This is a genomic window from Lentzea sp. NBRC 102530 (assembly GCF_030269365.1).
In the GTDB taxonomy this organism is placed as follows: Bacteria; Actinomycetota; Actinomycetes; order Mycobacteriales; family Pseudonocardiaceae; genus Lentzea.
The window spans coordinates 24,852-37,089 of sequence record NZ_BSTF01000018.1 but is presented as its reverse complement, the minus strand read 5'-3'; the positions used below and the strand labels follow the sequence as shown (position 1 = coordinate 37,089).

General features: G+C 66.0%; 20 protein-coding genes. 18 read left to right on the top strand and 2 right to left on the bottom strand.

The genetic code is table 11. The features are described 5' to 3' along the window. Positions 1-199 precede the first annotated feature (199 nt). Both QSK25_RS36245 and QSK25_RS36240 read left to right on the top strand, forming a co-directional pair. The gene (locus tag QSK25_RS36245) at positions 200-2,365 is read left to right on the top strand and encodes a KAP family P-loop NTPase fold protein (RefSeq protein ID WP_285645151.1); all 2,166 of its coding nucleotides are present in this window, start codon (positions 200-202) and stop codon (positions 2,363-2,365) included. Beyond that, positions 2,365-3,075 (top strand): TIGR02391 family protein, encoded by a 711-nt coding sequence (locus tag QSK25_RS36240; protein WP_285645150.1) that lies wholly within the window; start codon positions 2,365-2,367, stop codon positions 3,073-3,075. The genes QSK25_RS36245 and QSK25_RS36240 overlap by 1 nt, the downstream gene beginning before the upstream one ends. Here QSK25_RS36240 and QSK25_RS36235 read toward each other — a convergent pair. Next, positions 3,067-3,471, bottom strand: a complete 405-nt coding sequence (locus QSK25_RS36235) for a helix-turn-helix domain-containing protein (RefSeq protein WP_285645149.1) — start codon at positions 3,469-3,471, stop codon at positions 3,067-3,069. The genes QSK25_RS36240 and QSK25_RS36235 overlap by 9 nt on opposite strands. A gap of 155 nt (positions 3,472-3,626) precedes the next feature. On the opposite strand from QSK25_RS36235, the gene QSK25_RS36230 reads away from it, so the two are divergent. From QSK25_RS36230 to QSK25_RS36200, 7 genes are all read left to right on the top strand, one after another. After that, on the top strand, positions 3,627-3,860 hold the full coding sequence (locus QSK25_RS36230; RefSeq protein ID WP_285645148.1) for a hypothetical protein: 234 nt from the start codon (positions 3,627-3,629) through the stop codon (positions 3,858-3,860). Then, entirely contained in the window at positions 3,857-4,210 is a 354-nt protein-coding gene (locus QSK25_RS36225; protein ID WP_285645147.1) for a hypothetical protein, read from the top strand. Before QSK25_RS36230 ends, QSK25_RS36225 begins: the two co-directional genes overlap by 4 nt. 111 nt (positions 4,211-4,321) lie before the next feature. After that, the gene (locus tag QSK25_RS36220) at positions 4,322-4,684 is read left to right on the top strand and encodes a hypothetical protein (protein WP_285645146.1); all 363 of its coding nucleotides are present in this window, start codon (positions 4,322-4,324) and stop codon (positions 4,682-4,684) included. Between the two features lie 47 nt (positions 4,685-4,731). After that, positions 4,732-5,934 carry a cytochrome P450 gene (locus QSK25_RS36215; protein WP_285645145.1) on the top strand — a complete coding sequence of 401 codons (1,203 nt, stop codon included), beginning with the start codon at positions 4,732-4,734 and terminating at the stop codon, positions 5,932-5,934. A gap of 13 nt (positions 5,935-5,947) precedes the next feature. Next, positions 5,948-6,442 (top strand): GNAT family N-acetyltransferase, encoded by a 495-nt coding sequence (locus QSK25_RS36210; RefSeq protein WP_285645144.1) that lies wholly within the window; start codon positions 5,948-5,950, stop codon positions 6,440-6,442. An 86-nt stretch (positions 6,443-6,528) separates the two neighbouring features. Then, entirely contained in the window at positions 6,529-6,822 is a 294-nt protein-coding gene (locus QSK25_RS36205; RefSeq protein WP_285645143.1) for a hypothetical protein, read from the top strand. A gap of 10 nt (positions 6,823-6,832) precedes the next feature. After that, entirely contained in the window at positions 6,833-7,858 is a 1,026-nt protein-coding gene (locus QSK25_RS36200) for a saccharopine dehydrogenase family protein (RefSeq protein ID WP_285645142.1), read from the top strand. 107 nt (positions 7,859-7,965) lie between these two features. On the opposite strand, the gene QSK25_RS36195 is transcribed toward QSK25_RS36200, so the two are convergent. After that, the gene (locus tag QSK25_RS36195) at positions 7,966-8,172 is read right to left on the bottom strand and encodes a CsbD family protein (protein WP_285645139.1); all 207 of its coding nucleotides are present in this window, start codon (positions 8,170-8,172) and stop codon (positions 7,966-7,968) included. A 207-nt stretch (positions 8,173-8,379) separates the two neighbouring features. Here QSK25_RS36195 and QSK25_RS36190 point away from each other — a divergent pair, with 207 nt between their 5' ends. Genes QSK25_RS36190 through QSK25_RS36150 form a run of 9 tightly spaced genes read left to right on the top strand, consistent with a single transcriptional unit; the run spans position 8,380 to position 12,202 of the window. Further along, the gene (locus QSK25_RS36190; RefSeq protein ID WP_285645137.1) at positions 8,380-8,937 is read left to right on the top strand and encodes an RNA polymerase sigma factor; all 558 of its coding nucleotides are present in this window, start codon (positions 8,380-8,382) and stop codon (positions 8,935-8,937) included. Beyond that, positions 8,928-9,470 (top strand): Asp23/Gls24 family envelope stress response protein, encoded by a 543-nt coding sequence (locus QSK25_RS36185; protein WP_285645135.1) that lies wholly within the window; start codon positions 8,928-8,930, stop codon positions 9,468-9,470. The genes QSK25_RS36190 and QSK25_RS36185 overlap by 10 nt, the downstream gene beginning before the upstream one ends. A gap of 4 nt (positions 9,471-9,474) precedes the next feature. Beyond that, a complete protein-coding gene (locus QSK25_RS36180) occupies positions 9,475-9,822 on the top strand; it encodes an Asp23/Gls24 family envelope stress response protein (protein WP_285645134.1) in 348 nt (115 codons plus the stop codon). Then, the gene (locus QSK25_RS36175; RefSeq protein WP_285645132.1) at positions 9,816-10,109 is read left to right on the top strand and encodes a hypothetical protein; all 294 of its coding nucleotides are present in this window, start codon (positions 9,816-9,818) and stop codon (positions 10,107-10,109) included. Before QSK25_RS36180 ends, QSK25_RS36175 begins: the two co-directional genes overlap by 7 nt. 57 nt (positions 10,110-10,166) lie before the next feature. Then, the gene (locus QSK25_RS36170) at positions 10,167-10,610 is read left to right on the top strand and encodes an Asp23/Gls24 family envelope stress response protein (protein ID WP_285645131.1); all 444 of its coding nucleotides are present in this window, start codon (positions 10,167-10,169) and stop codon (positions 10,608-10,610) included. Between the two features lie 11 nt (positions 10,611-10,621). Continuing rightward, positions 10,622-10,798, top strand: a complete 177-nt coding sequence (locus QSK25_RS36165; RefSeq protein WP_089922533.1) for a hypothetical protein — start codon at positions 10,622-10,624, stop codon at positions 10,796-10,798. 2 nt (positions 10,799-10,800) lie between these two features. After that, positions 10,801-11,151, top strand: a complete 351-nt coding sequence (locus tag QSK25_RS36160; protein WP_285645129.1) for an Asp23/Gls24 family envelope stress response protein — start codon at positions 10,801-10,803, stop codon at positions 11,149-11,151. Continuing rightward, a complete protein-coding gene (locus tag QSK25_RS36155) occupies positions 11,148-11,666 on the top strand; it encodes a DUF6286 domain-containing protein (RefSeq protein ID WP_285645128.1) in 519 nt (172 codons plus the stop codon). The genes QSK25_RS36160 and QSK25_RS36155 overlap by 4 nt, the downstream gene beginning before the upstream one ends. After that, complete coding sequence (locus tag QSK25_RS36150; protein WP_285645127.1) at positions 11,663-12,202, top strand: alkaline shock response membrane anchor protein AmaP; 540 nt, start codon at positions 11,663-11,665, stop codon at positions 12,200-12,202. The genes QSK25_RS36155 and QSK25_RS36150 overlap by 4 nt, the downstream gene beginning before the upstream one ends. The last annotated feature ends 36 nt before the right edge of the window (positions 12,203-12,238 follow it).

Below are 12,238 nucleotides of genomic sequence, written 5' to 3'. Positions count from 1 at the left end.
CGAGAGCGGTCCGTAGCCGCGCGGCCGACTCAAGGGACGTAGCAACTTCTCGGGTCCTTGCTGGACTGGTTGACAAAAAGTGGTCATTCTTGCGAGTTCAATGGTTGAACCATTGGCGATTTCGGTGGCTCCACAGCCTGCCGTGACCTAGCTGTGGCTACATCTGTCGTCTTCAGTTCCTTACGCGTATCATCTGTCCATGAACCGCCGCTTCTTTGCTGACGACCCTATTCCAGGGAAAGACGCCGACCAGCTTCAGCGTCTTGCCTTTGCTCGCCAGATAGTTAAGCTCTGCGGGCAGGTTGGCGAGCAAAGTGAGACATCTGTGCTGGCGCTGATCGGACCTTGGGGAAGTGGTAAATCTTCAATCCTTTCTCTCGTGCAGGAGGATTTGACGTCTGCTGCGAACGGGTGGCAGGTGGTCAAATTTAATCCATGGCTCTTTTCTGACGTTGAATCGCTATTGCAGAGCTTCTTTGGTGCCCTTGGAACCGCTCTTCCAGAGAAGAAGTTTAAGGCTGCTAGACAAAAGCTGGGTTCATATGCAGAAACGGTGGCACCGCTGGGGAAGCTTGCCTCGCTGGTTGGTGTCGATGTGAGTGCGATGGTTAGCAAGCTCGCCGAGGTCTTGCGAGGCGATGCTTCGGCGGAAGTTCGCCGGCTAGAACTTGAAGAGGAACTGCGAAAGCTTGACCAAAAGATCCTTGTGATCATCGACGATATTGATCGTCTTCAGCCGACGGAACTCCTTGCGGTCTTCAAGATGATTCGGTTGGCGGCTCGTCTTCCCAATGTCTACTACTTGCTGGCGTATGACGAACGCACTGTTCTTGATGTTCTGATGCGGTCAGAGTTGGCTCATGATGCAGAAGATCGTGCGCAGAACTACCTTGAGAAGATCGTGCAGATCAGGCTTGATCTTCCTCCGCTTCATGAAGAGCAGCAGGTATCCCTGCTTGATGGCGGGCTTGAACAATTGATGAAGTTGTACGGCGTAACACTTTCTGATGATGACTCTCGTAGACTTAGTGAAGCGTATCACTTCCACCTTGCGGGCTTCTTGAAAGAGCCACGGGCGATCAATCGTTTCTTGGCTCAAGTTAGTGCGATCTTCCCGCTCGTGCATGAAGAGGTTGACTTTGTGGACTTTCTCATGCTTACGTTCTTGCGGACTTTTCAGCCAGCTGTCTATGCGGTAGTGCTTGCGCGAAAGCTTGAGCTGACCGGACGGGATATCGCGCGCTCGCTTCGGGAGGAAGGAAATGCGCAGAGAAAGGCACGCTGGCTTGATATACTGGCTGCCGCCAAGGTGCCTGAAGCGAGGCGAGAGTCGACCCTTCGGTTGCTGGCGGGGCTGTTTCTGCCTATTCGGTCTGCGGTTGAGAACATGACCTATGGCTCACACTTCTACAATGATTTGGCGCGCGGCAAACGCGTTGGCGGCTCGGACTACTTCGACCGTTATTTCCAATTCGGTATACCAGCCTCTGATATCTCTGATCGGGTAGTCCTGGCTGCGGTGGCCCAGATGGGAAGCGGTAGCTCAGAGCTGGACCTGTTGGCTCAGCGGATGCGGCAGAAGCCGGAATTGGTGCTGCGAAAGATCGACTCGTTGCTTGAATCTTCCGCTATCGAGAACCCGGTCGATGTGCTCCATTTCGTATCTGGATACTATAAGGAGCTTCTGAAGATTCGACAGTTCCTGGGATCTCCTGAACTATATCTGATTGGCGTGTCTCGCCGCTTGGCGGCGCGCCTTGCGGATGAGCAGATTGTCTCGTTCATCAAGGCAACCGTTGAGGCTGATCGAATGGAATTCGCCATCGACTTTGCTTTGCGTGCCACTGGAAGTGAGCCGGATCGGGAGTGGATGGCTGACGTTACTGGCGTACTACGATCCGCGTTGTCCGATAGGTTTGATCGCGTAAGTCAGATTGAACTATCAGAGGTGAGTGATGATGAGATTGACCTCATTCACCGCTGGGGCTGGATACAAGAGGATCAGCCCAAGATTCGTGAGGCATTTTGGCGTGCTATCGCATCGGGTAAGTGGCCGTTGGTGACTCTGCTTGGCCGCTTGGTTCCCGAGGCTACCTCATACGGTGGAGGGGCACCTAGGAGGACGATCAGCGATCTGAACACTGCTTACCTAGACCAACTTCTTGGGATTGATCGCGTGATCGAGGCGCTAGATCGGGATTATGCGGGTTGGGAGCAACAGGTGAATGTAAAGAGGGCGGGTGATGTTACTCAGGAGAACAAGGAGGCTCATGCCTTGACTGTTATCAAGAACATTAAGGCTCAACGTGCCGCGTCATCGCTTGAATCTGATTCGTCGAGTCATGCGGAGGAAGGAATCGATTGATGATCGGCTTGCGTCCGGCTGAGGCCCTTGCTCTTCCGATTGATGAACTCGCGATGCTGGTGCTTGAAGACATTGTGAGAAGTAATCATTGGAATGAGTGGAATGTACTTAACTCCTACGTTAACGACTCTGCTGGGCTTGGGTACGGCAATGACCCTGAGGCGCGTAAGGCGATCGCGGAAGCGATGGGGTGGCTGCGATCTCAAGGCATGATCGCGCGATCGCCTGAGCAGACGGCTGATGCTGCCATTATTGTGACCCGTTGGGGAGGCGAAGCGCTCAAAAAGAGCGTTGCGGAAGTTCTGGCGGTCAACCGAATTCAATCCAACTTACATCCACAGTTGGAGCAGAAGGTGCGACGTCAGTTCCTGCTCGGTGAGTACGAGATGGCAATTTTTGTTGCTATGAAGGCGATCGAGGTGCGAGTCCGACATCTTGCGGGTTATGGCAATGAAGTGATCGGTGGCGATCTCATGATCAAGGCGTTCAAGTCTGGTGGGCCGCTTGCTGATCCAGTCGCGCCTCCTGGCGAGGTCGAGGACACTATGATGCTGTTCAAAGGTGCCTATTCAGTCTTGCGGAATCCATCTGGCCACCGTGAAGTTTCGTTTGATGACGTCACCGAAGCTGCTGAGGCGGTGATGACGGCAAGCATGCTTATGCGCATGCTCGATCGGGTTGAAGCGAGGCTTGCAGGGAACTCACCTTGAGTTGGGTGAAGTACTTCGTTCGTGAGGCCGCCGTCCTCGTTCCCGCATTTTCACTCCGAACTCACGGAAGTACCTCTGGATCGTGCTGTCACTGAGCCCGTACTGCTTGGCGAGGTGCTCCAGGGTCGCGCCTGCCTGGTAGAGCTCTGTAGCTTCGGCAATCTGCTCGGGTCGAAGCGCTCTCGCCTTCGTATCGATGCCGTGGGCCTTGAGGTACAGACCCACCGTTGATCGATGGATGTTGTACCTCCGGGCTAGCTGTTGCACGTTCCACCCTTCGCGGTACGCCTCGACCAGCTTGTCGATCTCAGCAGGACGGAGCTGACGGGCCGTCTGGCAGTCGTGCTGGACGGGCGGGGGAGCTTGATCAGCGCCATCACCCCAGGTCTTGGCCATGTCCAGCAACCGCTGTACCGGGCGGTTCCGCCTGGAAAGGGCCTCAGTTGCGCCCACCACGCACTGCTCACTGTTTCGGCGGATTGGCGTCGCTCTCGCGCGCGGCTACAACGGAGGCTTCGCCCGCGAACGACTCCGCAGCCGGGAGTGACCTCGTGACCACCAGTGCCCCGCCTGACATCACCTTCGCTCCCCACTTCGGTGACGTGACGACCCTCGCCGAAATGGCCGAGGTCGTAGACGCCTTGAACGCCGGGCACGCGGAACGCTTGCGAGCGTGGGCACCGCCCGAGGGTGTTTTCGTCAGCGGTCCGCGCGTGTCGGCCCGGACCGGTTCGCTCTTCGTCGAGATCGCCGCCACGCCGGGCTGCCTCGGGACGTGGCGGTGAAGCCGGGAGATCAGTGGCTCGAGTACCGGACGGAGGGATGGCTGGGCGGGCCCCGGCACCGGCAGATCTCGACGGGCCGGGCTGACCATGCCGGGCAGGCGCACTCCGGGGAGATCGGGCGCACGAAAGTCGCGCTCACCGAGCTTTCCGGAGTGGCCTTCGAGTTGCGAACGCGGTCTGCCGGCATGGCTGCGGACGTCGACCGGCTGCGTGATGCCCTCGCGTCGTTGGTCGGCTCGGAAAGAGCTGAGGCTCGTGCGCTCCTGGAGTTGGTGGCGGAGTTCGAGAAGGCGGCGCAGCTTCTCGGCGTCGTGCAGGAGGGAATCACCGAACTCGGGAAGGAGCTCTGAGCGCTCGCGTACCAGTTCGTGGAACTTCCTGGAGGCGGAGGCATGCGTGCCGTAGCTTGTCCGAGTTTGTCGGGGACGTTCGGGTCCGCCACCTCCGAAGGACGACGACCTGTGAGACGCAAGGCCAAGGCCGTGAGCACCGTCCCGACCACCGTCACGCAGGAGCAGGTCAAGCTGCTCGCCCTCGTCGAGCAGGGTGGTGTGCATCGCGGGGCGACCAGTTGGTACCTGGAGCACCGGCCCGCCAAGCAGTGGGACGCGGACGACCTGGAGGTCCTCAAGGCCAGGGAGTGGATCGCGTGGGAGCAGCCCGACGGGCACGGGATGGCGGCTCCCGTCGACATCACGGCGCAGGGGCGGGCCGCGTTGCGACATCACCTGCCCGAGTGGGTGCTGGGGCGGAAGGCGATTGCCGCTGAGCCCCCGAGGTTGCCCGCGGTCGAGACGATTCGGGCGTTGGACGCTCTCCAATAGGGCGGTAGAACGGTCTTAGTCGAACCCAAACGGAGGCGAAGACCTGTATGTCGAACTTGTTGGTCGGCGGCGAGTTGCGCGCGCGTGAGCACCATCGGGTCGAGGACGACGCACGCGAAGCTGGGCCGTTGCACGCGGTGACGTTGCCCAACGGTGTCGAGATGCAGGTCGTCACGGTCGGGCTGGAACTCACGAGGACGTTGCTGACCGATCAACGGCTCTCGAAGGACAGCGCCAGGCTCCAGCGGGAGATCAAGCGGCAGCTCGCGGCGTTGGGGAGCACGCAGGAGAACCTCGCCGGGCTGTTCGGGCCGAGCATGCTCAACAGTGACAACCCGCAGCACGCGCGGCTCAGGGCGCTTGCGGTGAAGGCGTTCAACGGCAGGGCGGTGCAGCGGCTCGCGCCGCGCATCGAGGAGATCACCGTCGAGTTGGTCGGGCGGTTGCGGGTGGGCGAGGAGATCGATCTCGTCCAGGAGCTCGCGGTGCCGATGCCCATGCACGTCATCGGTGAGGTGCTCGGGGTGCCGGCGGGGGACCAGGCACGGGTTCGGTTGTTGATCGAGACGATGATGTCGATGGAGCCCGAGGTGTCGCAGCCCGCCAGCGACGAGCTCGGCGGGTACTTCCACGGGCTGCTCACGGGCGGCGACCTCGACCCCGGCTCGTTGTTCGGTGCGCTGGCCACGGCCGCTGATGACGATGGCGACCACTTGAACCACGACGAGCTCATGGCGATGGCGTTCCTTCTCGTCGTGGCGGGGCATGAGACGTCGGCGAGCCTCATTGCGAACGTGGTGCACGACGCGTTGGACAACGGGTTGTGGGAGAAGGCGGCGGCGGACCCCTCGCTGGTGCCGCGGCTGGTCGAGGAGACACTGCGGCACAACTCGCCTGTTCGCAGCGCCACGCATCGGATCACGACCGAGCCGGTGGAGATCGGCGGGACCCTGGTGCCCGAGGGCACGCTGTTGCTCATCAACCTCGGCTCCGCCGGGCGGTGTCCGCAGGCCCACGCCGACGCCGGTGAGTACCGGGTCGACCGGGAGACGACCGGGCACGCGACGTTCGGGCACGGGCCGCATTTCTGCCTGGGGTCGGGGCTCGCACGGCTGGAGGCGGAGACCGTCGTCCGGCATCTCGCGGCGCGCTTTCCGCGCACCACCTACGCGGGTGATGAGCAGCCCGCGGTGACGCACAACGACATCATGGCCAGCCTTAAATCGCTTCCGGTCGTGCTGCGGCGCTGACACGCTGGGGTGCGTGGAAATCGTTCTTGGGGGGCCTGGCGACGTCGATGTCGCCGCGATGATCTGGGCGCACGCGGTCGCCCTGCGCGACGGGTACGACGAGGTGCCGACGCTCGCCGAGGCGCGGCCCGGTGTGGAGAACGCTCTCGGTGATGAGCGGTCGTTCCTGCTGCTCGCGGTGGAAGAGGGGCGTGCGGTGGGATTCGTGGCCGGAGGTCCACATGAGACGGACGGCTCGCGCCGCGCGTTCCTCCACTACGTCGGGGTGCACCCGGACGCGTGGGGGCGGGGTGTCGGTGAGGTGTTGTTGCGGGCGTTGCCCGAAGTATTGATCAAGAACGGATACGAGTCGGTCGAGTTGCTCGTGTTCGCCGACAACGTCCGGGGCGTGCGGTTGTACGAACGCCTCGGATGGATCAGGGTCGGCCTTCCTGTGCCGCATCCGCGCCACGGCCGGGTGGAGCAGCGGTACGCGTTCTCGCCCGCATCGCCGGAACCGGGGGCGTGAGAGCGTTCAGCGGGGGATTAGGGGATCAACCCCAATGCGTCTGACCAGGGCTATCCCAAAGTCCATTTGAGACGTAACTTTTGCTCATGTCAGTGCGCACGTTCGCCGTCGTGGTCGGTCTCGCGTTCCTGCTCGGCGGGGGAGCGATCCTGGGGGTGATGCTCGCCATCGAGTCTCCGAGCGGGTCGCTGATCCCGTGCGGCAACAGCCTCGGCCTCGGGTTCGACGAGCCCGCGGTCTCCGCGATCGGTCCGGCCTATGTGGACGTGTGCGCCGACCTGAAGCAGCGCCGGCTGCTCTGGGGACTGCCCGTGTCCGGTTTCGGCGTACTGCTGCTGATCGGCTCTTTGGTCGGTTCCCGCGGGGCTACTCGCCGGTAAGGTGCGCGGCATGACGTGGATGGTCTACGGCGCCAACGGCTACACGGGACGTCTCATCGCCGAGCTCGCGGTCAAGCGCGGGGAGCGGCCGGTGCTCGCCGGGCGTTCGTACGAGAAGGTCGAGCCCATCGCCGCCGCGCTCGGACTGGAGTGCCGGGCGTTCGACCTGGGGCAGGCGCGGACGCACCTCGAGGACGTCGACGCCGTCGTGCACTGCGCCGGACCGTTCGCGCACACGTCCGCCGCGATGGTCGACGCGTGCCTGAAGACCCGCACCCACTACCTGGACATCACGGGCGAGATCGACGTCTTCGAGTCCGTCGCGCTCAGGGACGTCGACGCGCGCAAGGCGGGCGTCGTGCTGCTGCCCGGCGCCGGGTTCGACGTCGTCCCCACGGACTGCGTCGCCGCGATCCTGAAGAACGCCCTGCCGTCGGCGACCCACCTCGACCTCGCGTTCGTCGTCGGGGGAGGGGCGAGCGCGGGCACGACCAAGACGTCCGTCGAGGCCGCCGCCGTGGGCGGGCGCATCCGCGTGAACGGCGACCTGAGGAGCGTGCGCATCGGGCACCGGCGGCGCACCGCGTACTTCCGGTCGGGGCCGCGCGAGGTGGGCAGCATCCCGTGGGGTGACGTGAGCACCGCCTACCGGTCGACCGGCATCCCGAACATCACGACGTTCACCGCCGTGCCGGGCGTGCTCGGCCAGCTGCAACAGGTGTTCGCGCCCGTGCTGGCGACCTCGCTCGTGCAGAACGTGGCCAAGACCGTCGCCGGCAAGGTCAAGGGTCCCGACGAGCGCAAGCGCGCCAACACCCGCGCCGAGGTCTTCGGTGAGGCGTGGGACGCGCAGACCAAGGTCGAGTGCGCGATCACCACCCCGAACGCCTACAGCCTCACCGCCGACGCCGTCCTCCGCGCCATCGCCAGGATCGACGGGGTGGCGCCCGGCGCGCACACCCCGTCCAGCGCGTTCGGCGCCGACTTCGTGCGCGAGCTCGACGGCGTCGTCGCGAGCGAGGTCCGCTTCACGTGAGTTAGACCCTCTCGCGGACGTCAGAGGGTCTCGCGACTGCAAGAGCTAGAGCCCCCGACCCAGTGGGTCAGAGGCTCTAACGCGTGCGTTGGCTCGAAGCGTCAGCGTCACTTCTTGAGGTGCTTCGCGACGCTGTCGACGACTCCGCCGACGGCGTCCTTCACCTTCTCCACGCCGTCCTTCACGGCCGCCTTCGCCTGGTCGGCGCGGCCCTCGTTGGCGAGCGCCTGGTCGCCGGTGGCCTCGCCCGCGGTCTCCTTGACCTTGCCGCCGAGGTCCTCCGCCTTGTTGCCGATCTTGTCCGACAGCGACATCGCGTCCTCCTGGAAGTGACTGCTCGGCCGTTCGGCCGAAGTTCGTCTGACGCTTGTTCGATACCCGGCGCCGCCACTTCGTCACGCCACTGTCGGGTGAAAACCGGGTGAGAGCCGTCACGGGCGGGAAATCACCAAACCGCGTGACGTTCCGCGATCGAACGTGTCCATCAGGCGACCAAGCAAAAAGTGGGCGGGGGTGTGCGCATGAGCGTGGCCGAGGCAGCCGCACTCGACGATGCCACGCTGGTGGCAAGGTCCCGTGACGGCGACATGAGGGCGTATGAGCAGCTCGTGCGGCGTTATCAGGGGCCTATGTACCGGCTGGCGTTGCGCATCGTGGGCAGCAGCGGGGACGCCGAGGACGCGGTGCAGGACGTGTTCCTGACCGCGTGGCGGCGGCTCGGGCAGCTCAACGACGACGGGGCGTTCCTCGGCTGGCTCTACCGCACCACCACCAACCAGTGCCTGAACGTGCTGCGCAAGCGCAAACCGCACGCCGACACCGAGCTCGACGAGCACGAGTCGCCGGCGCCGCGGACCCGGCCCGACCGCGCGGTGGAGGTGAACGCGCAGCTCGACGCGCTGCAGGCCGCACTGCGCGGGCTCACCCCCGAGCAACGGGCGTGCTGGGTGCTGCGCGAGGTCCACGGCCGGTCCTACGACGAGATCGCCGAGGCGATCGGCACGACCCAGCAGTCGGTGCGCGGCAGGCTCGCGCGGGCACGGGCACAACTCGCGGAGGTGATGGCGCCGTGGCGGTGACGTCCGACTACGTCCTGCCGTGCGGGCGGGACGTCGAAGAGGTCTGGGAGGCGATCGACCTCTCGGACGAGCACACGCGGTCGTGTCCGCACTGCGCGGCCGTGCGGGAAAGCCTTCTGGTGCTGCGCGCGGCGACGGACGAGATGGCGCGCGAAGAGGTCGAGCCACCGTTCGACCTGGTCAGCCGCATCATGTCGGCGGTGCGGGCGGACGTGCGGCGCTCCGACGTCGTGCCGTTGCCCGGCGACGGGCTGGCTCGGATCAGCACGCGCGCGATCGCGGCGGTGCTGCGGTACGCGGCGGACGGCGTCGACGGCGTGCGGGCACGGGGGTGCCGCGTCGTGGAGGCGCCGGAGTCGACGGGCTCGGACCCGGTGATCGAGGTGGAGCTGAGCATCGCGATCACGGCGTCCCTCGTCACGCACGCGGCGTACGAGGAGGTGCGGCGCCGGGTGCTGGCCGCGGCCTCCGCCCGGATCGGTGTGCGGCTCGCCCGCCTGGACCTCGTCGTGGCCGACGTTCTCGAAGGATGAGCGAGTGATCGAAGCAGTCGTGTCCGCTTCGGCGGTGGCGGCGGTCGCGGTGCACGCGGCCGAGAGAGTCGCGGGCGTGCGGGTGCAGCCCGGCGTCGCGGGCCTGGTGAGTTCGGTGGTGCGCGCGGCGCGGCAGCAGATCAAGGGACTGCAGCCCGCGCCGGTCGAAGGCGTGCGGGTGCGGCGTTCCGGCGCCGCCGTGCTGCTGGAGGTGGACGTGGTGATCTCCGGGATGGACCAGGCCGCGGCCGTGGCCCGTGCGGTGCAACGGTCCGTGCGCGCGCTGGTGCCGGAACTGACCGGTGTCGAGGTGGAGTCCGTGGTGGTCACGGTGGTGGACGTCGCATGGTGATCGTGACGGAGTTGTTGAAGGCGCTGGAGAAGATCGAGGGACTGCGGCCGTCGGTGCCGGAGCCCGCGCGGTCGTGGATCAACTGGGACGTCGACACGATGGCCGTCGACGTCGAGGACGAACTGGTGTGCGTCCGGGTCGTCGCCACCCGCCTGCCGCTGGCGGTCGACGAGGCCGGTGCGGCACTGCGGGCGGTTCTGCTTGGCACGCAATGGGAAGACGCCCCCATCCGGATCGTTGTGACCGATGTGGACAAACGTGCGTTGGATCACCTGAACGGGTCGTGACGTTTTCGGCGCCACCCGTGTCGATCTGATGTGAACGCCTCGAAGGAAGGGAACGCGATGAGCACGCAGGCTGTGGAGAAGGTCAACGTGGCGAACGGGAAGCTGGTGACCGACAAGGGTTCCACCACCATCGCGGACGTCGTGGTGCAGAAGGTCGCGGGCCTCGCCGCGCGGGAGATCCGCGGCGTGCACGCCCTCGGCGGCGGTGCGACGCGGGCGCTCAGCGCGCTGCGCGACCGCATCCCCGGCGCCACCGCGAGCGCGGGCCAGGGCGTCTCGGTCGAGGTCGGCGAGAAGCAGGCGGCCGTGGACCTGGAACTCGTCGTCGAGTACGGCGTGCCGATCGCGGACCTCGCGAAGTCCGTGCGCGGCAACGTGATCACCGCGATCGAGCAGATCACCGGGCTCGAGGTCGTCGAGGTCAACATCAACGTCAACGACGTGCACATCCCGAGCGACAACGAGGGCGAAGAGAAGCCCGAACCCGCGCGCGTGCAGTGAGGGGAAACGCCATGAGCACCACCGCACTGGGCCTGCTGACCGGGCTCGCGCTCGGCCTGGCCGCCGCGTTCGGGGGCTTCAGCGCGTTCCTGCTCGTGCTCGTCTTCGGCGCGCTCGGCCTCATCGCGGGCCGGGTCGCCGAGGGCAAGCTCGACCTCGCGCAACTCCTGGGCAGGGACAGGGACTGACGATGACGACCACGCTCACCGCCCCCCACCAGGAAACCATCCGGCAGGGGACCGCCCAACCGGGTCTGACCACCGTCGCGGACCGCGCGGTGGGCCGCATCGCCGGGCGTGCCGCCCTGGAGGTGCCGGACGTGCTCGACTGCTCCGTCACCGCCCGCGTCACCGGGGGAGTGGCGACCCTCGACGCACGCCTCGACCTGCGCTACCCGGCGCCGGTCGCGTCCACCGCGGCACGGGTCCGCGCCCACCTCGTGGCACGGGTCGCCGCCCTCACCGGGCTGCGGGTGTCCGTTGTGGACGTTTCGGTCGTCGTGCTGCGCACGGACACCGCGCCGGTGCGGAGGGTCCAATGACCCGCCGCTCCCGCCGAGCCCTCCCGGCCACGCTCACGGCGCTGGTCCTGCTGGCGGTGTCGGTGCTGGTCGCGGTGACCGCCGTGCAACTGGCGCTCGGCGAACCGCCGTGGCTGCCCTACGACTCCCTGATCGACCGGCTGCACAGCACGCCCTGGTCGGCCAGGGAGGTGGCCGTGGCGGGCGGGGTCGCCGCGGCCATCGGACTGGTGCTGCTCCTGATCGCGATCGTGCCCGGACGCCCGCGCACCGCCGCACTGGACCAGCACACGGCCGTGTCGGTGCGGGGCCTGCGCAACGCCCTGCGCTCGGCCGCGGTCGTCGACGGCGTCGAATCCGCCGCCGTGAAGGTGCGCCGCCGCCGTGTCCGCACGGTGGTGCGCACCCGCCGGGCCGTGGTCGACGGTCTGGACGAGGCCGTCCGCACCGCGGTGGAAAGCCGGGTCGGAGAGTTCGCCCTCGCCCGGCCGCCGCGGGTCGTGGTGCGGGTCAAGGCACTCAGGAGCGCATCGTGAACCGATTCCTGCTCGCCCTGCTGGGCCTCGTCCTGCTGCTCGCGGGTGCCGCGGCGCTGGTCGTGAACCTCGACCTGGTCCGCTGGCTCGACCGCTCCGGCCCGGTGGTGCCCGGCACCGCGCTGCCGCCCACCTGGGTGCTGTGGGTCGTCGCGGCCGGTGCCGTCGTGCTCGCCCTGGTGTGCCTGCGCTGGCTCACCGCCCAGGTCCCGCGCCGCAAGGTGACGGACTGGCGCTGGGCCGACGAGGAGGGCGCCACCCGCATCTCCACCGCGACGGCCACCGCGCCGTTCGCCGACGAAGTCACCGCCTACCCCGGCGTGCGCAAGGTCGAGGCCACCCTGACCGGTCCGCACACCGCCCCGCGCCTGGCCCTCGTCGTTCGCGCCCACGGCGACGCCGATCTGCGGGGGATCCGCCGCCGCATCGACGACGAGGGCCTGCCACGTCTGCGCGAGGCCCTCGACGCACCCGACCTGCACGCCACCGTCGAGTTCCGGATGTCGACGACGAAGGCCGAGGCACGAGTGCGCTGATACATCAGCCCTGATGTATCGGTTACGCAAAACAGC